This is a genomic window from Rouxiella badensis, assembly GCF_026967515.2.
Lineage (GTDB): Bacteria > Pseudomonadota > Gammaproteobacteria > Enterobacterales > Enterobacteriaceae > Rouxiella > Rouxiella badensis.
In genome coordinates this window covers 3,639,800-3,661,356 of record NZ_CP114062.1, presented here as the reverse complement: position 1 = coordinate 3,661,356, position 21,557 = coordinate 3,639,800, and the positions used below count along the sequence as shown (strand labels likewise).

General features: G+C 54.3%; 19 protein-coding genes. 8 read left to right on the top strand and 11 right to left on the bottom strand.

The window, feature by feature from the left end:
• Entirely contained in the window at positions 1-927 is a 927-nt protein-coding gene (gene lpxP, locus O1V65_RS16850; RefSeq protein WP_017490743.1) for a kdo(2)-lipid IV(A) palmitoleoyltransferase, read from the bottom strand.
• Between the two features lie 509 nt (positions 928-1,436).
• Between lpxP and O1V65_RS16845 the strand changes: the two genes are divergently transcribed.
• Positions 1,437-1,637: a hypothetical protein gene (locus tag O1V65_RS16845; RefSeq protein ID WP_017490742.1), complete on the top strand. Its 201-nt coding sequence runs from the start codon at positions 1,437-1,439 to the stop codon at positions 1,635-1,637.
• 109 nt (positions 1,638-1,746) lie between these two features.
• Here the strand turns inward: O1V65_RS16845 and fis are convergent, their stop codons facing one another.
• The 10 genes from fis to msrP all read right to left on the bottom strand — a co-directional run bounded on the left by fis (position 1,747) and on the right by msrP (position 10,285).
• Positions 1,747-2,043 (bottom strand): DNA-binding transcriptional regulator Fis, encoded by a 297-nt coding sequence (fis, locus tag O1V65_RS16840; protein WP_004097144.1) that lies wholly within the window; start codon positions 2,041-2,043, stop codon positions 1,747-1,749.
• Positions 2,044-2,064: 21 nt separating this feature from the next.
• A complete protein-coding gene (gene dusB / locus O1V65_RS16835; protein ID WP_038327765.1) occupies positions 2,065-3,030 on the bottom strand; it encodes a tRNA dihydrouridine synthase DusB in 966 nt (321 codons plus the stop codon).
• A gap of 427 nt (positions 3,031-3,457) precedes the next feature.
• Entirely contained in the window at positions 3,458-4,342 is an 885-nt protein-coding gene (gene prmA, locus O1V65_RS16830; RefSeq protein ID WP_017490739.1) for a 50S ribosomal protein L11 methyltransferase, read from the bottom strand.
• Between the two features lie 37 nt (positions 4,343-4,379).
• Entirely contained in the window at positions 4,380-5,825 is a 1,446-nt protein-coding gene (gene panF, locus O1V65_RS16825) for a sodium/pantothenate symporter (protein WP_269129893.1), read from the bottom strand.
• Entirely contained in the window at positions 5,815-6,057 is a 243-nt protein-coding gene (locus O1V65_RS16820) for a YhdT family protein (protein WP_017490737.1), read from the bottom strand. The genes panF and O1V65_RS16820 overlap by 11 nt, the downstream gene beginning before the upstream one ends.
• Before the next feature lie 72 nt (positions 6,058-6,129).
• Positions 6,130-7,473: an acetyl-CoA carboxylase biotin carboxylase subunit gene (gene accC, locus O1V65_RS16815; RefSeq protein ID WP_017490736.1), complete on the bottom strand. Its 1,344-nt coding sequence runs from the start codon at positions 7,471-7,473 to the stop codon at positions 6,130-6,132.
• A gap of 11 nt (positions 7,474-7,484) precedes the next feature.
• Positions 7,485-7,949, bottom strand: a complete 465-nt coding sequence (gene accB, locus O1V65_RS16810; RefSeq protein ID WP_017490735.1) for an acetyl-CoA carboxylase biotin carboxyl carrier protein — start codon at positions 7,947-7,949, stop codon at positions 7,485-7,487.
• Positions 7,950-7,979: 30 nt separating this feature from the next.
• Positions 7,980-8,432: a type II 3-dehydroquinate dehydratase gene (aroQ, locus tag O1V65_RS16805; RefSeq protein WP_017490734.1), complete on the bottom strand. Its 453-nt coding sequence runs from the start codon at positions 8,430-8,432 to the stop codon at positions 7,980-7,982.
• A gap of 241 nt (positions 8,433-8,673) precedes the next feature.
• Complete coding sequence (gene msrQ / locus O1V65_RS16800; protein WP_139802757.1) at positions 8,674-9,282, bottom strand: protein-methionine-sulfoxide reductase heme-binding subunit MsrQ; 609 nt, start codon at positions 9,280-9,282, stop codon at positions 8,674-8,676.
• Between the two features lies 1 nt (position 9,283).
• A complete protein-coding gene (msrP, locus tag O1V65_RS16795) occupies positions 9,284-10,285 on the bottom strand; it encodes a protein-methionine-sulfoxide reductase catalytic subunit MsrP (RefSeq protein WP_017490732.1) in 1,002 nt (333 codons plus the stop codon).
• A gap of 223 nt (positions 10,286-10,508) precedes the next feature.
• Between msrP and csrD the strand changes: the two genes are divergently transcribed.
• The 7 genes from csrD to yhdP all read left to right on the top strand — a co-directional run bounded on the left by csrD (position 10,509) and on the right by yhdP (position 21,550).
• The gene (csrD, locus tag O1V65_RS16790; RefSeq protein ID WP_017490731.1) at positions 10,509-12,446 is read left to right on the top strand and encodes an RNase E specificity factor CsrD; all 1,938 of its coding nucleotides are present in this window, start codon (positions 10,509-10,511) and stop codon (positions 12,444-12,446) included.
• Between the two features lie 347 nt (positions 12,447-12,793).
• Positions 12,794-13,837 carry a rod shape-determining protein MreB gene (gene mreB, locus O1V65_RS16785; RefSeq protein ID WP_007891976.1) on the top strand — a complete coding sequence of 348 codons (1,044 nt, stop codon included), beginning with the start codon at positions 12,794-12,796 and terminating at the stop codon, positions 13,835-13,837.
• 222 nt (positions 13,838-14,059) lie between these two features.
• Complete coding sequence (gene mreC / locus O1V65_RS16780) at positions 14,060-15,058, top strand: rod shape-determining protein MreC (protein WP_017490730.1); 999 nt, start codon at positions 14,060-14,062, stop codon at positions 15,056-15,058.
• Positions 15,055-15,543 carry a rod shape-determining protein MreD gene (mreD, locus tag O1V65_RS16775; protein ID WP_017490729.1) on the top strand — a complete coding sequence of 163 codons (489 nt, stop codon included), beginning with the start codon at positions 15,055-15,057 and terminating at the stop codon, positions 15,541-15,543. Before mreC ends, mreD begins: the two co-directional genes overlap by 4 nt.
• Positions 15,544-15,550: 7 nt before the next feature.
• The gene (locus O1V65_RS16770) at positions 15,551-16,144 is read left to right on the top strand and encodes a Maf family protein (RefSeq protein ID WP_026110373.1); all 594 of its coding nucleotides are present in this window, start codon (positions 15,551-15,553) and stop codon (positions 16,142-16,144) included.
• Positions 16,134-17,603, top strand: coding sequence for a ribonuclease G (rng, locus tag O1V65_RS16765; protein WP_017490727.1), 1,470 nt, complete (start codon positions 16,134-16,136; stop codon positions 17,601-17,603). Before O1V65_RS16770 ends, rng begins: the two co-directional genes overlap by 11 nt.
• 95 nt (positions 17,604-17,698) lie before the next feature.
• Complete coding sequence (gene yhdP / locus O1V65_RS16760) at positions 17,699-21,550, top strand: AsmA2 domain-containing protein YhdP (RefSeq protein ID WP_084911838.1); 3,852 nt, start codon at positions 17,699-17,701, stop codon at positions 21,548-21,550.
• Positions 21,551-21,557: the final 7 nt, after the last annotated feature.

Genomic DNA, 21,557 nt, shown 5'->3' with positions numbered 1-21,557 from the left:
CTAAAGATAGAGGGAAGGAGCACCCTCTGGGCGGGTTTTGAAGCGGCGGTGCAGCCAAAGATATTGCTCTGGCGCACGCATGATTTCTTTCTCGACTACGCGGTTCATATAGGCGGCAGCGGCGAGTTCGTCATCGATAGGGTAGTCACGCAGCTCAGGCTGGATAACCAGGTCATAGCCTTTACCTTTATCTTTGCGCACCAGAACCACGGAAACCAGCGCCGGTTTAGCCAGACGGGCCAGCATATAGGTTCCACTGGTGGTCGCAGCCTGATCGACGGCAAACAGCGGCGCGAATACGCTGCCACGTGGGCCGTAGTCCTGATCCGGGGCGAACCATACGGCTTCACCACGCTTCAGGGCGTGTACCATGCCGCGCAGATCTTTACGGTCAAGCATCGCCTTGTTGGAGCGCATGCGACCCCAAGTCTGTACAAACTCCATCACCTTGTTGTTGTGCGGGCGATACATCGCCATCATCGGTTGACACAGACCCATGGCACGGCCACCGAGTTCGAGCGACATAAAGTGAACGCCGATGATCAGCACGCCCTGTTTATTTTGCTGCGCGAGTTTGAGGTAGTTAAGACCGCTGACGTCGAACCAACGTTTGACCCGTGCGTCGGACCAGAACCAGGCCATGCCGGTTTCCAGCAGACCCATGCCGAGAGATTCAAAATTGCCGACGATTCTGCGCTCGAGCTGATCGCTGTCCATATCGGGGAAGCACAGCTGGAGATTGCGACGCGTGATAGAAACACGACGCTTTAGAAAACGCATTGAGGTGCGACCGAGCCAAACGCCAAGACGATACAGGACCGGATAAGGCAGTTGGACCAGCAGGAAGAGGACGCCAAGGCCAAACCAGGTCAGCCAATAACGAGGGTGTAAAAAAGACTTCTTAAAGCATTGAGTGGGTGCGGTCATGTAATTTCAATCATCAAAGTGAGTGAATTTTGCGTAGCGCGTAAGGAGTAGCTCAATCGCGATACAGGCTTGGTTTGCAATTATTCGGACTCCCGTTTTGGGATTTAGTTGTGAGAAATCACAATCTTCTCGAATCTTTACATTTAAAGGCGGGCATCGCGGGGCTAAAAGGCTTTCCGTAGGCGATTGGCGGGGCGAATTCGACTCTATGCGTACATTGTATCACGTTCAACAAATCATAATGTGGAAGGATTCATCCGAATCGTGCAAAGTTTACGCACCGTTTATGTCCGATTGTAAATGTTCCGACTTTCATTACCTTAACCAGAGTCCTTCTTTATATAGACGCCCTGTAACAGGTTTTTCTGTCGAGTAATGGATCCGTTTGCTTAGTGTAAAAATAGCGTAAGGCGAAGTTTTTTAGGATATTTCATGATGTTAGTTCTGCATGCTGTGGCAGATATTCGTGGTGTGCACCTGCCACAGCAAATAACTCGAAGGATAATATTATGAAAAAGACAGCGCTCGCAATCATGTTCACCGTTCTGGCAAGCAACGCCGTATTAGCCACCGCGCATGCGGAAGGCCCAATTCACCACCCGGTTCCACCGCGCCACCACGTGGTACACCACCCAGTACACCGCGTTGTGCATCATCCACTGCCACGTCACCATGAACCGCTGCGTCACGAGCCGATTCGCCACGGTTAATCAACGTCATACAATATGGCGAAAAACGCAGTCCTGATTTCACGCCAAAGAAAAAGGCGCCTTATCTTTCGATAAAGGCGCCTTTTTTCAATGCATTAACTGACTAGTATCAGTTCATGCCGTATTTTTTCAATTTCTTACGCAGAGTACCGCGGTTGATACCCATCATCAGGGCTGCACGAGTCTGGTTGCCACGGGTGTACTGCATCACCATGTCCAGCAGTGGCTGTTCAACTTCAGCCAGTACCAGCTCATACAGGTCATTGACGTCCTGACCATTCAGTTGAGCAAAATAGCCCTTAAGTGCTTGTTTTACCGAGTCACGCAGGGGTTTTTGGGTTACCTGATCCTGAGAATTAACGGTAGAAACGGTCAGTACATCAGAATTCACGCGTTGTTCGAACATAGTTCTGTCAGCTCTTTTTTGTTACGCAAGATTTTCGAAATATGCTTCCAACGCCTCCAGCTGTTCGCTGGCATCCTCTATGGCGTTGAAGGAGCGCCGAAACTGGTCATTCGGGGCATGTTCCTGTAAATACCAGGAGACGTGCTTACGAGCGATACGGAATCCCTTGCCTTGACCATAAAAGTCGTGCAGTTCCCGTACGTGCCCTATCATCAAGCGCTGTACTTCCCCAAGTGTTGGCGGCGGTAACAGCTCCCCTGTGTCCAGATAATGCTGGATTTCCCGGAAGATCCAGGGTCTCCCCTGAGCGGCACGGCCTATCATCAGAGCATCAGCTCCAGTGTAGTCGAGCACCGCTCTGGCTTTATGCGGGTCAGTTATGTCGCCATTCGCGATAATCGGAATAGAGACACTCTGCTTAACTGTCCGAATACTGTTGTACTCTGCTTCTCCATTGAAGAGGCAGGCACGGGTTCGGCCATGAATCGTCAGGGCCTGAATACCACAGTCTTCAGCCAATTGGGCAATTTGTACACAATTACGGTGTTCCGGAGCCCAACCAGTACGAATTTTCAACGTGACTGGCACATCAACTGCATTAACCACTGACCGCAAAATCTGTTCGACCAGATCCGGGTACTGAAGCAACGCAGAGCCTGCCAGTTTGCGGTTCACTTTCTTGGCTGGGCAACCCATATTAATGTCAATGATCTGAGCACCTGCCTCCACGTTAATACGTGCGGCGGCGGCCATATCTTCAGGGTCACAGCCGGCAATCTGCACGGCGCGTATCCCTGATTCATCACTATGTACCATACGCAAACGCGACTTATCCGTGCGCCACACCTCTGGATTAGAGGAGAGCATTTCGGATACTGCCATTCCAGCCCCCATTGAATGACATAAGGCTCGAAACGGTCGGTCTGTTATACCGGCCATCGGGGCGGCAATCAGGCAATTTGTAAGCTGGTGGTGTCCAATGCGCATGCTAGGAAAGACCATACTGAAGTCCGCAAGGGCGCGTATATTACGCATTTTTTGCAGGATATGAAAGGCCAAACTTTGAGCAATTGCTCAAGAAAAACGGCCTTTACGATAAGATTACATCGCTAAAATTAATTTTTTTTATTTAAAACAGAAGGTTAATTGCAAATGCTCAAATTGTGCGCTTGTATAATTTACTTACTTATCGCTAGTTATCAGGCGAATAACAGGCGATTCTAAGGCGAAAATTGCGGTTTTAAGTAGCAATAACCGCACCATTTCCGTGATGCAACCGTCAGTTTTGTTAAAAAATGAACAAATTTAAGTAAAATTTGATAACAAACTGTGGCTCAAAAAAAGAACGGTGCTGGGAAATAATCAGGCAAGAGGTCATAGGGGGAACGAATCCCCCTTAAGAGACCGCTGGGGATTAGCCTTTTTTGACACCGGTAATGCGGCACCATTCTTCTTTCTCGGCAACCGGGTCAAGCAAGAACAGATCCTGATAGGCCTCCGCCACGCCCGCCGCCTGGCTCGCCAACACGCCGGACAGACCGAGATGACCGCCTGTAACCGGCAGCACGCTGATGAGCGGCGCGAGCTCGCGCAAAGGGCCAGCAAGGATGTTGGCAACCACCACGTCGGCAGAAAGGTTATCAGGCTGGTCCTTAGGCAGGTAGAGCGACAGACGCTCTGAGACCCCGTTACGCTGCGCATTATCGCGGCTTGCCAGAATTGCCTGTGGGTCGATGTCGATACCGATAGCTTTAGCCGCGCCCAGTTTCAGCGCAGCGATGGCCAGGATGCCAGAGCCACAGCCGAAGTCGATAACCGTTTTACCTTCGAGGTCCAGGCCGTCGAGCCATTCCAGACACATTGCCGTCGTGGGATGCGTGCCGGTGCCGAACGCCAGACCCGGGTCGAGCATCACGTTAACCGCCGTTGGGTCCGGCACGTCGCGCCAGCTCGGGCAGATCCACAGACGTTGGCCGAATCGCATCGGGTGGAAGTTATCCATCCACTCGCGCTCCCAGTCCTTGTCTTCGAGCTGCTCGATTTTATGGGCAAAACCCTGACCCAGCAGCGGCTCGTTTTCCAGAATAGCGACCACCGTCTCCATGTCGGTTTCGGCGTCATACAGGCCAATCGCGTCGGTATCGCCCCACAGCAGAGTCTCGCCCGGCTGCGGCTCAAATACCGGATTATCATGGGTATCCTGGAAGGTCACAGAGACCGCGCCGCTCTCGATCAGCGCATCGCTCAGCGTTTCAGCATCCTGAGCGTTAGTGTTAATTTTCAGTTGGATCCAAGGCATAACCATTCTCTTCTAACAAGGTGTTTTGTCTGGCGTCTCAGGAAGACGTCAGTGCGTTTTCGCGGCGTTGCTCACCCATTTTGTTGCCGATGCAAAAAGCCAGCAGGCTGAGCAGCAGTGACGGAACAATCGGGTGCAAACCTGCAATATGCAGATCGATAGTGGCCAATAGGGTATAACAAACTGCGCCGACGATCATCGAACACAGTGCGCCCGTTGCGTTAGCGTGCTCCCAGTAGAGTCCGAGCACCAGTGGCCACAGGAACACGGCCTCAAGGCCGCCGAAGGCCAGTAGGTTGAGCCAGATTATCATCTGCGGAGGATGCCAGGCGGTCAGTACCACCAGCAGCCCAATCACCAGCGTCGCCAGACTCGAAAAGCGTTTCAGCATACGTTCGTTGCGCAATTGGGCAGGACGCACGCCGAGATAGAGATCTTTAACGATGGTAGCCGAAGACTGTAGCAGCTGCGCGTTTATCGTCGACATAATGGCGGCCATTGGCGCAGCCAGGAAGATTCCGGCGGCAAACGGCGGCAGCACGGTGATCATCAGCGTGGGGATGACCTGATCCGGCACCTTGAGATCGGGCAGGATAGCCCGACCCAACGCGCCGGAAAGATGCATGCCGAACATCAGGATGGCCACTACCAGCGTGCCAAGCACGATACCCCGATGCACCGCCTTGCTGTCGCGATAAGAAATGCAGCGTACCGCCGTGTGCGGCAGACCAATGACTCCGAAGCAGACCAAAATCCAGAACGAGGTCATAAACGGCAGCGAAAGGACATTGTCTGCGCCGTGCACCGACACCAGGTTGGGATCGATGTGCCGCAGCTTGTCCACGGCGCCGTGCAAGCCGCCCGCCGCATGAATCACCGCGACCAGCAGCAGGACGGTGCCCAGTAGCATGACCAGCCCCTGCATTGCATCGTTTAAAACGCTGGCACGAAATCCTCCAAACGAGGTGTAGAGCGCGATAGTGACGCCAAAAATCAGCAGGCCGCTGTCGTAGGGAATGCCTGCAACCGTCTCGAGCAGGCGCGCGCCGCCCACAAACTGCACGGTCATCGCCCCCAAAAAGGCGACCAGCAGACTCAGGCTGGCAAACCACACCAGCAGGCGGCTCTGATAGCGAGCGTAAAGCATGTCGTTAAGAGTGACCGCATTGTAACGGCGCGCCAGAATCGCAAATTTCTTGCCCAATACGCCAAGCGACAGCCACATCGCAGGCAGTTGAATCATCGCCAGCAGCACCCAGCCCAACCCGTATTTATAGGCTGCACCCGGCCCGCCGATAAACGAGCTGGCGCTGATGTAGGTCGCAGTAAGGGTCATGGCCAGTACAAAGCCGCCCATCGAACGGTTACCAAGGAAATACTCGGTCAAAAAGCTGCCCTGCTGACGGCGGGTGTAGGCAAAAACCGACAGGCCAAACACCACCAGCAGATAGGCGATAAGCGGGAGCAGGACTTCAGTCTGCATGCGGGTCCTCCAGCGGGATATCACGATAGATGACGCGCACCATCAGCCAGCTCAGCAGCACAAAGATAAGCGGGATCAGCAGGCAGGACATTTCAAACCAGTGGGGAAGGCCGGTTATCCCCTGGGCATCGTTCGGCAGATAGGCGGCCAGCGCCCAGGCCAGCATGTAGGCTATCGTCAGGCCAAAAGCCCAGCGTGCCTCGCGGTTAGCCTGTAAAAAGCGTTTATCCACGCGCAATCCTCAAAAACGAAAAAAGGCCGGAATATCCGGCCTTATTGTAAGCTCTTGCATTACAAGGACTTATTAGTCCTGAAGTCCGAGTTTCTTCTCCAGGTAGTGGATGTTGGTGCCACCGTTCTGGAAGTTCTCGTCGTTCATGATGCGCAGTTGCAGATCAACGTTGGTTTTGATGCCATCGATAATCAGCTCAGCCAGAGCATTTTTCATACGGGCAATCGCCACATCGCGATTTTCACCGTAAGTGATAAGCTTACCGATCATGGAGTCATAGTACGGAGGCACAGTGTAGCCCGCGTAGATATGAGACTCCCAGCGAACCCCGAAACCACCAGGCGCATGGAAGCGGGTGATTTTGCCCGGGCTCGGCAGGAAGGTATTCGGGTCTTCGGCGTTGATACGACATTCAACCGCGTGCCCCTGAATACGCACTTCGTCCTGCTTGATTGACAAAGGTTGGCCAGCGGCGATGCGCAGCTGCTCTTTGATCAAGTCAACGCCGGTAATCATCTCGGTAACCGGATGCTCAACCTGAATACGGGTGTTCATTTCGATGAAATAGAACTCGCCGTTTTCATACAGGAACTCGAAAGTACCCGCGCCGCGATAGCCGATGTCTACGCAGGCTTTAGAACAACGTTCGCCGATGTAGCGACGCATTTCGGCAGTGATGCCTGGTGCTGGCGCTTCTTCAACGACTTTCTGGTGACGACGCTGCATTGAGCAGTCACGTTCAGCCAGATAGATGGCGTTGCCCTGACCGTCAGCCAATACCTGAATTTCGATATGGCGTGGGTTTTCCAGGTATTTTTCCATGTAAACCATGTCGTTGTTGAAAGCCGCTTTGGCTTCAGCACGCGTCATGTTGATGGACTGTTCCAGGTCTTTTTCTGCGCGAACAACGCGCATACCGCGACCGCCGCCGCCGCCGGACGCTTTGATGATAACCGGATAACCGATGCGCTTACCGAAAGCGCGGTTCTTATCCATGTCATCGGTCAACGGACCGTCGGAGCCAGGTACGCAAGGTACGCCTGCTTTTTTCATCGCGTTGATTGCAGAAACTTTGTCACCCATCAGGCGAATAGTTTCGGCTCTCGGGCCGATGAAGATAAAGCCGGAACGCTCAACTTGCTCAGCGAAGTCAGCGTTTTCGGACAGGAAGCCGTATCCCGGGTGGATAGCCACTGCGCCAGTAATTTCAGCAGCAGAGATGATCGCCGGAATATTCAGGTAGCTTTTGACCGAAGGTGCAGGACCGATACAGACGGTTTCGTCTGCCAGCAGCACGTGTTTCAGGTCGCGGTCGGCGGTCGAGTGCACGGCAACGGTTTTGATACCCAGTTCTTTACAGGCACGCAAAATACGCAGAGCAATCTCGCCGCGGTTAGCGATTACAATTTTATCCATGGTGCGCCTCGTTATTCGATGACGACCAGCGGCTCGTCGAACTCAACCGGTTGGCCGCTTTCTACCAGGATGGCTTTAACCACGCCAGATTTGTCAGCTTCGATTTGGTTCATCATTTTCATTGCTTCAACGATGCACAGGGTGTCGCCTGCGTTAACCTTCTGGCCAACTTCCACAAACGCTTTAGCGTCTGGGCTTGGGGTACGGTAGAAGGTACCTACCATTGGAGAACGAACGATGTGGCCACTGATTGCAGCAGGTGCAGCGGCTTCAGCCGGTGCCGCAGCGGCAACAGCGGTAGCCAGTGCTGGCTGCTGTGGAGCAGGCATAGCGTAAGCCTGTTGCATCATTGGGTAAGCTTGTGCAGGTGCTGCGCGGCTGATGCGTACTGATTCTTCGCCTTCAGAGATTTCCAGTTCAGAAATGCCTGATTCTTCAACCAGTTCGATCAGTTTTTTGATTTTACGAATATCCATGGGTGTGATTCCGTACTCTTATGCAAGTAATTAATTGGATTTTGACAAGCGGTTAACCGCTGCCTGTAAAGCAAAATGGTAGCCATCTGCGCCAAGTCCGCAGATAACGCCCACCGCGATATCTGAAAGATATGAATGGTGTCTGAATGCTTCGCGGGCATGAACGTTAGACAGGTGAATCTCGATAAACGGGATTTGCACCGCCAACAGTGCGTCACGAAGCGCCACGCTGGTATGGGTAAAGGCTGCGGGATTGATCAAAATAAAATCGGTGTTTCCCCGTGCCTGATGGATTCTCTCAATCAGGAGGTGCTCTGCGTTAGACTGCAGATGGCTTAACGCAACGTCTGATGCGACAGCCTGCTGTTCCAAACCTTTAACGATATCGTCAAGCGTGGTACTTCCATAGGTTTCAGGCTCACGCGTTCCCAGCAAATTGAGGTTGGGACCGTTGAGTAGCAAAATGTCAAACTTATGCGCCATTGTGAGCCTATCTCCTGCGATTAGTACGAGGTCGAAGAAAATACCTTGCCGAACTCAATTTGTCACCTATTTCATCACAAATCAACCCAGACTTTTCTTAGGAAAGTGCGCATTATAATCATATCGTGGCAATTCGCAGCTAAATACTGGTCTTATCAGCGAAGATGATCAACCCTCAGTTTGAAACTGAGGGTTACAGAAAGGAGGGCGAAACCGGGCGAAAGGGGCGATTTGTGGGGGCTCAGCGCAACCACTGCCGAAACTTCTTGTAGCGAAGAAGCAGCAAGATCGCTGCAAATAGCGCGTAAATGAACGGTTGTGGCGAAAATGTCTTTACCGACCATAAATAGTGAATCGGGGCCAAAATCAGCACCAGATAGATACCGTTATGCAAAATCTGCCATTTTTTCCCGAGCTTACGCTGTGACCAAAGCGTAGACGTTGCCGCCAGAAACAGCAAAATTATCCAGCTAATAATCCCCAGCGTGAGATAGGGACGCGAAATCAGCTCGCTGCCGAGCAGCCCCAAATTGTGGATCCCCAACTCCAAAAACGAGTAACTGAGCAGATGAATCGTTGCCCAGGCGAAGCACCACAGGCCGAGCAGGCGACGAACGCGAATCAGCAGCGGCTGTTTGGCGTAACGTGCAAGCGGAGTCACCAGCAAAGACGCCAACAGCAATTTTAGCGCCATTCTGCCGGTAAAATGCTGGATGTCTTTTGCCGGATCGGCGCTGAACCATCCCTGATTGATAGACAAGATAATCCACAAAAGCGGCAAAAATGCCGCTAAATGGATTAAAACCTTCAACCACGTAATTTGCTTTAATGAAAGGCGAGGGATCTTCATATCAATAGTTTTTCCGCAGGTCTAAACCGTGATACAGGTGGCCGACCTCTTTTTCATAGCCGTTATACAGCAGGGTCGGTTGGCGCTGTACGTCAAGCAAGCCGCCGGAACCGATAAAGCGTTCTGTCGCCTGCGACCAGCGAGGATGGTCCACGTGCGGGTTCACGTTGGCATAGAAGCCGTATTCGTCGGCGGCAATCTGGTTCCAGGTGGTCGGCGGCTGCTCCTTCACCAGGCGAATGTGCACGATCGACTTGATGCCTTTAAAGCCGTATTTCCACGGAATGGTGAGGCGAATCGGCGCACCGTTCTGCGGCGGCATGGTTTTGCCGTAAACCCCGACCGACAGCAGCGCCAGCGGATTCATCGCTTCGTCGAGACGCAGTCCTTCAACGTACGGATAGTTCAGGCCGCCGCCGATAAAGCGGTCTTTTTGCCCCGGCATATGTTCAGGGTCATATAAGGTTGTAAACGCCACGTAGCGCGCATCGCTGGTCGGTTCGACCAGTTTCAGCAGTGCGCTGAGCGGAAAACCGACCCACGGCACGACCATCGACCATGCCTCGACGCAGCGCATGCGGTAAATTCGCTGCTCCAGCGGGAAACGCTTGAGGATGTCGTCCATATCCAGCGTCATCGGTTTACCGACCTCGCCGTCAATGGTGACCTTCCACGGTGACGTCGGCAGTTGCCCGGCGTTGGCGGCAGGATCGGCCTTATCGAGGCCAAATTCGTAAAAATTGTTGTAGCCAGAAACCTTGTCCTCCGGCGTTAACGGCAGATTGGCCTGATACATCGCGGGTTTGGTGAAATCCAGCGGTTTCCCGGCAGGCGCTTGCGGGCGATCGTTGCCCTTGAACCAAGAAAGCAGATCGGCCTGCGAGGTACCCGGGAAAGCCAGCGATGCGGCACCAAGCCCCAGCGCCTGCAACACCTTGCGGCGATCGTAGAAGATGCTTTCCGGCGTGACGTCTGCTTCGGTTAATACTTTTTTATGGCTCATGACATGCTCCGGGGGAAATGACCCTTCGTCTTGAACGGCATTGGGAGGTTATAGTTCTTTTATAAAGGTAGTGATATTCATACATAAGAATTCTGAATTGACGGCATAACACCTTACTATGCTATTTATATACGCCTGTCGTGAATCAGGACTTTTCGCTAAACCGATTTATTCCACATCTGTTTAACCACGATACACCACATAAACTGAGTAAGGCACATGGATGCGATTTACTACCAGATTATATGCGATGATTTCTATGCTGGTCGCGCTCACCATCTTTTTGATGCTGGTGGGCGTGACCTTCAGCTTTGTCTATCTGAATAAACAGAGCGCCGAGCAGCATCTGCGGGCGCTGTCTACCTCAGTCGATCAAAGCCTGCTGGAAAACCCGCCGTCTTCGTTGAAGACCTGGCTGCCGTTGGCGATGAACCAGTTAGATATTAGCAGCCTTGAGGTTGTTGCTGGGCACGGAATCGTTTACCGCCACGATAACTCTCCTGACTACGGCAACGCCTGGGCCAGCCATTTTCCCGACTTTATCACCCAGCGCATCCCACTGGTACAGCATCCGGATCTCAGTCTCAAGGTGGTCTACCTCGATCCGGTGAGCAGCTATGCGCGTTCACTGCGTACCACGCTCTATATTAGCTTCTCGATTTTGCTCATCATCGTTGCCACGCTCGCCAGCTTCCGTTGGCTGCGTTTGCAGACCCGAGGCCTCGAGCGGTTAGAGGATAGGGCGACGCGTATTCTGCGCGGTCAGCGCGACAATCTGCCGATGGGCGACGTGAACGAATGGCCGGCGAAGACAAGCGCGGCGATTGACAAGCTGTTGGTCGACCTCGGCGAAGCGCGTGAACAGCGCAGCCGGGTTGATACCCTGATTCGCGCCTATGCGCAGCAAGATGCAAAAACCGGGCTCAGCAACCGCCTGTTCTTTGATAACCAGTTGACCACCGAGCTGGAAGAGGACGGCGCCTACGGCATTATTATGCTCATCCGCCTGCCGGACTTCGATACGCTGCGCGATAACCACGGGCAGGGGCCGGTGAAAGACCTGATGTCGTCGGTGGTGAATCTGTTGTCAACCTTTGTGATGCGCTATCCGTCTGCGCTTCTGGCGCGCTACTACCACAGCGATTTCGCGGTTCTGCTGCCGCACAGTACGCTGAAAGACGCCGAGGTGATGGCGGCTCAGTTGGTCAACGCGGCCGGGGTGATTCCTTCCTCATCTATTATTGACCGCGATGCGCTCTTCTATATAGGTATCAGTGCCTATCGCTTCGGCCAGAATCTGGACCAGGTGATGGACTACGCCGAGCAGGCCACTCGCCACGCGGCGTTCAAGGGCAGCAACAGTTGGTCGGTCTACGACAGCAGCGTGCCGGAACAGGGGCGGGGCAGCGTGAGATGGCGTACGCTGCTCGAAGAGACGCTGGCGCGCGGCGGCCCACGTCTTTATCAGAAACCGGCCATGAACAAGGCGGGCGTGCTCGATCACCGTGAGGTTCAGCGGCGCATCTTTGACGGCACCCGCGAGCTGCTGGCGGCCGAGTTTATCCCGTTGGTTACCCAGTTTGGCATGGCGCAAAGTTTCGACAGAAGAATGGTCAGTCAGATTATTCCGTTACTGGCCCAATGGCCGGACGAGACGCTGGCATTTCACCTGACCGTTGATTCATTATTGCAACGCTCGTTTGTCCGCTGGCTGCGTGATGTTTTGCTCCAGCGCGAAAAAAAGCAGAGAAATCGAATTCTTATTGAACTTGCAGAGGCCGATCTCTGTCAACATATCGACCGTCTTCGTCCCGCACTCCGATTGTTAATGGGGTTGGGGTGCAGACTGGCCGTTTCTCAGGCTGGACTGACCGTCGTCAGTACGTCTTATCTGAAGTCTTTCCCGATTGAAAGGGTAAAACTTCACCCCGGATTGGTACGCGATATCGATAAGCGGGTTGAAAATCAGCTGTTTGTGCAAAGTTTGCTGAGCGCCTGTAAAGGCACGCAGGCCAAGGTCTACGCCTCGGGTGTTCGCACAATTGACGAGTGGCTCGTCCTGTTGGAAAACGGAATTCACGGTGGTCAGGGAGATTTTTTTGCCACGCCGCAGATTGTTGACCCTGTTGGTAAAAAATATTCACACAACCACGGGGTTTAATCTGATCCCAACGGGAAAATTTAACGTAGAATGGCGCAGCCCTGCCATTTGCACATTAGGGCAGCCTGTTTCAGCGCGTAATTTCTACCGTATGCGCTGACTAAAGCCAGGTAAAGTGTAAGAATTTATGTGCGATGTCCGCGACTCGACGGGTGCCTGAGTGAGTTAAGCTGAGTCAATGATTCAGGTTTCCTCCGCAGTGTATTTAATCACCAGGTTAAGTGGCGAACGTCGCTGACAATTTTCACGGAAGCAGAACGTTTTTGCGCCTTGTCGCTGCTTCGCGTGGTTGGTAAAGTAGGCGGATTTTATTTTCCGCCCCCAGCTTGCAGGATTATCCTTTCGTTATGTTTAAGAAATTTCGCGGCATGTTTTCCAACGACCTGTCCATCGACCTGGGTACTGCCAATACCCTCATTTATGTAAAAGGACAAGGCATCGTGTTGAATGAGCCATCAGTTGTGGCTATTCGTCAGGATCGTGCTGGTTCACCTAAAAGCGTTGCGGCCGTGGGCCATGATGCAAAACAGATGCTTGGACGTACGCCAGGCAACATTGCAGCTATTCGTCCTATGAAAGACGGCGTTATCGCCGACTTCTTCGTGACCGAAAAAATGCTGCAACACTTTATCAAACAGGTTCACAGCAACAGCTTCATGCGCCCAAGCCCGCGCGTGTTAGTTTGTGTACCGGTCGGTGCGACCCAGGTTGAGCGTCGCGCAATCCGTGAATCTGCCCAAGGTGCAGGCGCACGTGAAGTCTTCCTGATTGAAGAGCCAATGGCTGCTGCAATCGGTGCAGGCCTGCCAGTTTCCGAAGCAACCGGCTCGATGGTGGTTGATATCGGGGGGGGTACGACCGAAGTAGCCGTTATTTCTCTGAACGGCGTGGTTTACTCCTCGTCCGTCCGTATCGGTGGTGACCGTTTCGACGAAGCCATCATTAATTATGTGCGTCGTAACTACGGTTCACTGATTGGTGAAGCCACCGCAGAACGTATTAAACACGGTATTGGTTCTGCTTATCCGGGCGATGAAGTGCACGAAATCGAAGTGCGCGGTCGTAACCTGGCTGAAGGCGTTCCACGCGGTTTCACCCTGAATTCCAACGAAATTCTGGAAGCCCTGCAGGAACCATTGACCGGTATCGTGAGCGCTGTGATGGTTGCTCTTGAACAGTGTCCACCAGAGCTGGCGTCCGACATCTCCGAGCGAGGTATGGTACTGACCGGCGGTGGCGCATTGCTGCGTAACCTCGATCGCCTGCTGATGGAAGAAACCGGTATTCCGGTGGTAGTGGCAGAAGACCCGCTGACCTGTGTGGCTCGCGGCGGAGGTAAAGCGCTGGAAATGATCGACATGCACGGTGGCGATCTCTTTAGCGAAGAGTAAGACTGCTAAAGAATACGCGACTGAAGAGTAGTGTATGCCCACAAGTATTTGAAGCCGCCGAGCGCGTTGACGCCTTGCGGCTTCAGGTACGTCGGGTATAGTGAAAACTAGCCTGCCGCGGAACAGGGCTGTCCCCTTTTTATACCTGCTACCATTCCTGTTAGGGTAATGTTTCGCACAGATCGGCTGAATTTTCCCGTTGCCGAGGAACTCGCATATTTTATGAAGCCTATTTTTAGCAGAGGTCCGTCTCTGCAGTTGCGACTTTTTTTGGCTATTCTTACGGCCATCGTCCTAATTTTTGCCGACAGTAAGATAGGTACGTTCGTACAGATCCGCACCTATATGGATACTGCCGTCAGCCCTTTCTATTTCTTGTCCAATGCGCCAAGAGAATTCCTGGATAACGTCTCTCAGACTTTCGCGTCACGCCAACAGCTCGAGCTGGAAAACCGCGCCCTGCGTCAGGAACTGCTGCTGAAAAACAGTGATTTGCTGCTGCTGGGACAATTCAAGCAGGAGAACGCCCGTCTTCGCGAACTGCTGGGGTCCCCGCTGCGTCAGGACGAGCATAAAATGGTGACGCAGGTTCTCTCTACCAGCAATGACCCTTACAGCGACCAGATTGTCATTGATAAAGGCAGCAACAGCGGCGTTTACGTTGGGCAGCCGGTTATCAGCGACAAAGGCGTGGTGGGACAGGTTATCGCCGTTGCGGCCGTGACCAGCCGCGTATTGCTGATTTGCGATGCCTCGCACGCTATCCCTATTCAGGTGCTGCGTAACGATATCCGCGTCATTGCTGCTGGCAGTGGCTGTACCGATGACCTCCAGCTTGAACACCTGCCCGCCAATACCGACATCCGGGTGGGCGATGTGCTGGTGACGTCTGGTCTGGGCGGTCGCTTCCCTGAAGGTTATCCGGTGGCCGTGGTCTCTTCCGTCAAGGTCGACAACCAGCGCGCCTACACCGTAATTCAGGCACGTCCAACTGCCGGTCTTCAGCGCCTGCGCTATCTGCTGCTGCTGTGGGGGGCTGATCCTAACGGCGACAAGCCAATGTCACCGGATGAAGTTCACCGTATCGCAACCGAACGACTGATGCAGATGATGCCGCAGGTTCTGCCGCCGCCGAACGAAATGGGGCCACCGGCACCGGTGCCTGCTCCTGCGACCGGAACCGCAACCACGCCAGCCACAACCTCAGGTAGCAGACGATGAACGGCTACCGCAGCCACGGACGCTGGATAATTTGGCTATCCTTTGTGATAGCCATGTTATTGCAGGTCATGCCATGGCCCGACCAAATCTACATGTTCCGACCTTCCTGGTTGATGCTTATCCTGATTTATTGGGTGATGGCGCTCCCGCATCGGGTTAACGTCGGCACCGGTTTCCTGGTGGGCTTCGTGATGGACCTGGTTCTCGGTTCAACGCTGGGTGTGCGCGCTCTGGCGTTAGCTATCACCGCGTATCTGGTGGCGTTCAAATTTCAGCTGTTCCGTAACATGGCGCTCTGGCAACAGGCGCTGATTGTCATGCTGTTATCGATGGCGGTGAACGTGATTGTCTTCTGGGCCGAGTTCCTGGTGGTCAACGTGACTTTCCGACCGCAGATTTTCTGGAGCAGCGTGGTTGATGGCGTGCTCTGGCCTTGGCTGTTCTTGCTGATGCGTAAAATCCGCCGTCAATTTGCCGTACAATAAGGGCATTATGACTTTACTTTATCTCGCATCGGGTTCGCCGCGTCGTCGTGAATTGTTAACGATGCTGGAGCTGCCCTTCGAACGTTTAATGACCGACGTGGCCGAACAGCGCCACCCTGACGAAGCTCCCGCCGACTACGTACAACGTCTGGCGCTGGATAAGGCGCGTGCAGGCGTGGCCGTTGCCCCTCAGGACTTGCCGGTATTGGGCGCAGACACTATTGTGGTACTTGATGGATGTGTTTTGGAAAAACCTGCCGATATTCAGCAGGCTGCTGAGATGCTGGCGGCGTTGTCAGGACGTCAACATCAGGTAATGACCGCTATAGCTCTCGCCGATACCCAACAACACCTGAGTGCGTTGGTTGTGACCGATGTCACTTTCAGAACGCTATCATCTGAGGATATAGAGCACTATATTTCCAGCGGTGAGCCCATGGATAAAGCGGGGGCATACGGTATTCAAGGAAAGGGCGGATGTTTCGTCCGTGAGATCCGCGGCAGTTACTATGCAGTAGTGGGACTCCCTCTGGTCGAGACCCAAGAGCTGTACAGTAATTTTGTTGCACTACGCGTTCTTAGGAGAAAGCATGACGGCTGAATTACTGGTCAATGTTACCCCATCGGAAACTCGGGTGGCATACATCGACGGTGGCATCTTGCAAGAGATCCACGTAGAACGAGAGGCAAAACGCGGTATTGCAGGGAATATTTACAAAGGTCGCGTGAGCCGTGTCCTGCCCGGAATGCAGGCGGCTTTTGTTGATATTGGTCTCGAAAAAGCCGCTTTCCTGCACGCCTCGGACATCATGCCGCACACCGAGTGTGTGGCGCGCGAAGAACAGAAAAACTTCAACGTACGCGACATCGTCGAACTGGTTCATCAGGGCCAGGATCTGATGGTGCAGGTCGTGAAAGATCCGCTCGGGACCAAGGGCGCACGTCTGACCACCGACATTACCCTGCCTTCCCGTTATCTGGTCTTTATGCCAGGTGCATCGCACGTGGGTGTCTCACAGCGCATCGAGAGTGAAGCCGAGCGCGACCGCCTCAAGAAAATTGTTTCTGCCCACTGCGACGAGCAGGGCGGCTATATCATTCGTACCGCTGCCGAAGGCGTGCGGGCAGAAGAGCTGGCGCAGGACGCCGCCTATCTGAAACGCCTGTGGACCAAGGTGATGGAGCGCAAACGCCGCAACGTGACCAAGTGCAAGCTCTACGGTGAGCTTGCGCTGGCGCACCGCGTGCTGCGAGACTTCGCCGGCCAGGAGCTGCACCGCATCCGCGTTGACTCCCGTCTGACCTACGAGCTGCTGCTCGAGTTCACCAGCGAATACATGCCGGAGCTGACCGACAAGCTTGAGCACTACAGCGGCAAGCAGCCTATCTTCGACCTCTATGACGTCGAAAACGAAATCCAGCGTGCGCTGGAGCGTAAGGTGGAGCTGAAGTCGGGTGGCTATCTGATAATCGATCAGACCGAAGCCATGACCACCATTGATATCAACACCGGTGCGTTCGTGGGGCATCGCAATCTCGAAGAGACTATCTTCAATACCAACACCGAAGCGACGCAGGCGATTGCCCGCCAGCTGCGGCTGCGCAATCTCGGTGGCATCATCATCATTGACTTCATCGATATGTCTAATGAGGACCACCGCCGTCGCGTGCTGCACTCGCTGGAGCAGGCGCTGTCGAAGGACCGCGTGAAAACCGGCATTCACGGCTTCTCCGCGCTAGGTCTGGTCGAGATGACGCGTAAAAGAACCCGTGAAAGCGTGGAACATGTTCTCTGCAGCGATTGTCCAACTTGTCACGGCCGTGGAACGGTTAAAACCGTTGAAACGGTATGCTACGAAATCCTGCGTGAGATTGTGCGCGTGCATCACGCCTATGATGCGGACCGGTTCCTGGTTTACGCCTCCGTTGCCGTCGGTGACGCCTTGAAGGGCGAAGAGTCCCATGCGCTGGCCGAGGTCGAAATTTTCGTCGGCAAACAGGTCAAGGTCCAGATTGAGCCGTTATACAGTCAAGAGCAATTTGACGTCGTCATGATGTAATTCCCAGAATTAACTGGTTATTTGTGGCCTGGTTTTAACGTAGGATTATCTTGCGTAGTCGATTTCAGCGCTGAATAGAATACAAGGAGATAAGTGTGAGGCGACTGCCCGGGATACTGCTTACCAGCTTCGCGACGATTGTAGTGATCGTCGCGTTGGCGATCAGTGGCTTGCGTCTTGCATTACCCCAGCTCGACCGCTTTAAACAGCCTATCGTCGATAAAATTCAGTCTATGACCGGCGTGCCGATCGCCCTCTCGCAGGTTCACGGCAGCTGGCAGACCTTCGGTCCGATGCTCGAGCTCAGAGATTTATCGGTCAAGTTGCCAGAGTCCTCCTCCAAAGTTGAACGCATCACGCTGGCGCTTGACGTCTGGCAGTCGCTGCTTCACCTGCGCTGGCAGTTCCGCGATCTGACCTTCTACAATCTTCAGCTCGATTTAAACTCTACGCTGGGCGGCGATGACAATAAACGGAGCCCGATTGGGGCAAACCGCATCAGTGACATCTTCCTCAAGCAGGTTGACCACTTCGACCTGCGCAATAGCCGCATTACTTTCCTGACGCCGTCTGGGCCGCGTGCCGAGTTTGATATCCAGCAGATGACCTGGCTCAACTCGCCAAACCGCCACCGCGCCGAGGGCCAGCTGGGCCTGTCGAGCTTCAACGGTCAGCACGGCATCGTGCAGCTGCGGATGGATCTCAACGACAACGACGGACTGCTCAACGACGGCAAAATCTATCTTCAGGCCGATGATATCGACATGAAGCCGTGGTTCAGCCGCTGGCTGCGCAGCAACACCGGGCTTGAAAGCGCCAACTTTAGTCTGGCTGCGTGGCTCACTCTGCGCGACGGACAGGTGTTCTCCGGAGATGTGCAGGTGAAAAAAGGTGAGGCCGTGTGGCACACCGACGGCCAGTCGCACCGACTTGATGCTGATAACCTGACCCTGCACGGCAGCCGTCAGGGTAATGGCTGGCAGGTGGGAACGCCGCAGTTGAACCTGCAAACCGACGGTCAGGACTGGCCGAAGGGCGCCCTCAACGCACTTTATCTGCCGGAAAATGGCACCAGCGGCAATGCCCAGTTCCTCGGCCCCGACCAGCAGGAGCAGCTGCGCCTGCGCGGCAGCAATATCCAGCTTGAGCGCATTGGGCCACTTATTCCGACGATTTCATTCCTGACGCCGGCGCTGCTTGAACGCTGGAAAGACCTGAAGCCCACCGGCAGGGTCGACAAGTTGGCGCTGGATATCCCGCTCAAACAGCCTGAACAAACGCGCTTCAACCTTTCATGGCACGACGTGAGCTGGCAGCGTTGGGAGCTGCTGCCGGGCGTCAACAATTTTGGCGGAACGCTGAGCGGCAGTGTGCCTCGTGGACGCCTAACCGTTGACCTGAACAACAGCCAGCTGCCTTTTGGCAAAGTCTTCCGCGCGCCGCTGGAAATCGGACAGGCGAGCGGTACCTTCGACTGGACCAACAATAATGACGGCTGGTCGCTGTGGTCGCAGGACGTCAGCGTCAAGGCAACCGGCCTGTGGGCCACCGGCGGCTTCACCTACACCCAACCCGTCAAGGGCCAGCCATGGCTGAAAATCCTCTCTGGTATTCGCGTCTATGACGGCGGTCAGGCGTGGCGCTACTTCCCTGAAACCCTGATGGGTAAAGGACTGGTGGACTATCTCAGCGCGGCGATTCAGGCCGGGCAGGTTGATAACGCCACGCTGAGCTTCAACGGTAACCCTCACCAGTTCCCGTTCAAAAATAACGAAGGCCAGTTTGAGGTGTGGGTACCGCTGCGTCATTCCACCTTCCAGTTCCAGCCTGAATGGCCTGCACTGACCAATCTGGACATCGATCTCGACTTCCTCAACGACGGTCTGTTCATGAAGGCGGCGCATACTCAGCTTGGCAACGTGTCGGGCAACAATATCGTGGCCAACATTCCTGACTATCTGAAGGAAAAGCTGTTCGTCGATGCCGATATCAGCGGGCAGGGCAGCGACGTTGGCCACTATTTTGAGGAAACGCCGCTGCGTAATAGTCTCGGCGCTGCGCTTAAGGAGCTGCAAATTGGCGGCAATGTCAGTGGGCGCTTACATTTAGATATCCCATTGAACGGCAAGCTGGTTCGTGCGACCGGTGGCGTGAATTTGCAGAACAATAGTCTTTACATCAAGCCTATCGATAACAAAGTTCAGAACCTGACTGGCCAGTTCAGCTTTGATAATGGCAACCTTGAGAGTAACGCTATGACCGGCACCCTGCTTGGACAGCCGGTAAACATTAACTTTAAAACCTTCGAACAGCCTGAAAACTATGAGATTACTGTCGGATTGAACGGTGACTGGCAGCCTGCGAAGCTGCCTGGCCTGCCGAAGGCGATTGCGGCGAAGATTTCAGGCAGCGCGAACTGGAAAAGCGCGGTTGATATCCTGCTGCCGTATAAAGGCTCGCCAAGTTATAAGGTGACTGCCGACGCCGATCTGAAGAATGTGAGCAGTCACTTACCTAACCCGCTGAATAAGACGCCTGGCCACGCCTTGCCGCTTAGCGTCAGCGTGCAGGGTGATTTGCACAGCTTCACTCTCAACGGCGTGCTGGCGGGTAAAGATCGCTTCAACAGCCGCTGGCTGCTGGGTAAACAGCTGACGCTCGACCGTGCATCCTGGGAAGCCAATGCCAGCAAGACCCCAGCGCTGCCGGCAACCAGCAGCCTGACGTTGCATCTTCCTGCGCTCGACGGTGAAAACTGGCTGGCGCTGCTGTCCCCGGACAAAGCGACTCAGAGCGAGAACAGCAAGCTGGTTGGCTTTGGCTTCCCGCATCAGATTACGGTGACCACGCCGCGCCTGACCCTGGCCGGTCAAGGGTGGAATGACCTGATGCTTACCTCGACGCAGAGCGATGACGGTATGCATATCAAGGCCAAAGGCAAAGAGATCGACGGCACGCTGGATATGAACAGCAGCGGTCCGTGGCTGGCAAATCTGCGCTATCTTTACTTTAATCCGCAGTGGAGCACGGCGAGCGGCAACAGCGGCGATACCCAGGGTACGCAGAATCCGTTTAGCCGCCACCTGTCATTCGCCAACTGGCCAGCGCTGAATGTGCGCTGTGAAGCCTGCTGGTTTATGGGACAAAGTCTGCGTAAGGTCGATGCCGATCTGGCTCCGCAGGGCAACCTGCTGACGTTGCGCAATGGCGTCATCGACACCGGTGAAGGCCGTCTTGACGTGCAGGGCGACTGGAAACAAGATGCGCAAAACCATGACAGCACGGCGCTCAAAGGCACGCTGAGCGGCAAGAATTTTGACCGTGCCACTTCCTTCATAGGCGTGACCACGCCGCTGAAGGGGGCACCGTTCAAGATAGACTTTGACCTGCACTGGAAAGACGCGCCGTGGAAACCGGATGCCAAGACGCTGAACGGCACGATGAAAACCGACTTCGGTAAGGGTGAAATCATCAATATGGGCGGCGGTCGTGCGGGGCAGTTGTTGCGTCTGGTCAGCTTCGACGCACTGTTGCGCAAACTTCAGCTCGACTTCCGCGATACCTTTGGTAAAGGTTTCTACTTTGACTCCATCAAGTCGACGGCCTGGATCAAGGACGGTGTTATCCACACCAACGACCTGTTGGTTGACGGTCTGGCGGCGGATATCGCGATTAACGGCAATGTTGACCTCGTGACCCAGAGGCTGGATCTTGAAGCGGTTATTGCGCCAGAGATCTCCGCGACGGTCGGCGTTGCGACGGCGTTTGTGATAAACCCAATCGTCGGCGCCGCGGTCTTTGCCGCAAGCCAGGCGTTGGCACCGCTGTGGAACAAAATTTCGCTGATCCGCTATCAGATTGATGGCACCATCGAGCAGCCTGAAATTCACGAGATCCTGCGCCAGTCCAAGGCCGACAAACAGGCCCTGACCACGCCAGCACGCTGAGACGGGC

Coding starts and splice junctions, on each gene's coding strand:
- lpxP (WP_017490743.1), bottom strand. CDS start 927: ATGACCGCACCCACTCAATGCTTTAAGAAGTCTTTTTTACACCCTCGT.
- O1V65_RS16845 (WP_017490742.1), top strand. CDS start 1,437: ATGAAAAAGACAGCGCTCGCAATCATGTTCACCGTTCTGGCAAGCAAC.
- fis (WP_004097144.1), bottom strand. CDS start 2,043: ATGTTCGAACAACGCGTGAATTCTGATGTACTGACCGTTTCTACCGTT.
- dusB (WP_038327765.1), bottom strand. CDS start 3,030: ATGCGCATTGGACACCACCAGCTTACAAATTGCCTGATTGCCGCCCCG.
- prmA (WP_017490739.1), bottom strand. CDS start 4,342: ATGCCTTGGATCCAACTGAAAATTAACACTAACGCTCAGGATGCTGAA.
- panF (WP_269129893.1), bottom strand. CDS start 5,825: ATGCAGACTGAAGTCCTGCTCCCGCTTATCGCCTATCTGCTGGTGGTG.
- accC (WP_017490736.1), bottom strand. CDS start 7,473: ATGGATAAAATTGTAATCGCTAACCGCGGCGAGATTGCTCTGCGTATT.
- accB (WP_017490735.1), bottom strand. CDS start 7,949: ATGGATATTCGTAAAATCAAAAAACTGATCGAACTGGTTGAAGAATCA.
- aroQ (WP_017490734.1), bottom strand. CDS start 8,432: ATGGCGCATAAGTTTGACATTTTGCTACTCAACGGTCCCAACCTCAAT.
- msrQ (WP_139802757.1), bottom strand. CDS start 9,282: ATGAAGATCCCTCGCCTTTCATTAAAGCAAATTACGTGGTTGAAGGTT.
- msrP (WP_017490732.1), bottom strand. CDS start 10,285: ATGAGCCATAAAAAAGTATTAACCGAAGCAGACGTCACGCCGGAAAGC.
- csrD (WP_017490731.1), top strand. CDS start 10,509: ATGCGATTTACTACCAGATTATATGCGATGATTTCTATGCTGGTCGCG.
- mreB (WP_007891976.1), top strand. CDS start 12,794: ATGTTTAAGAAATTTCGCGGCATGTTTTCCAACGACCTGTCCATCGAC.
- mreC (WP_017490730.1), top strand. CDS start 14,060: ATGAAGCCTATTTTTAGCAGAGGTCCGTCTCTGCAGTTGCGACTTTTT.
- mreD (WP_017490729.1), top strand. CDS start 15,055: ATGAACGGCTACCGCAGCCACGGACGCTGGATAATTTGGCTATCCTTT.
- O1V65_RS16770 (WP_026110373.1), top strand. CDS start 15,551: ATGACTTTACTTTATCTCGCATCGGGTTCGCCGCGTCGTCGTGAATTG.
- rng (WP_017490727.1), top strand. CDS start 16,134: ATGACGGCTGAATTACTGGTCAATGTTACCCCATCGGAAACTCGGGTG.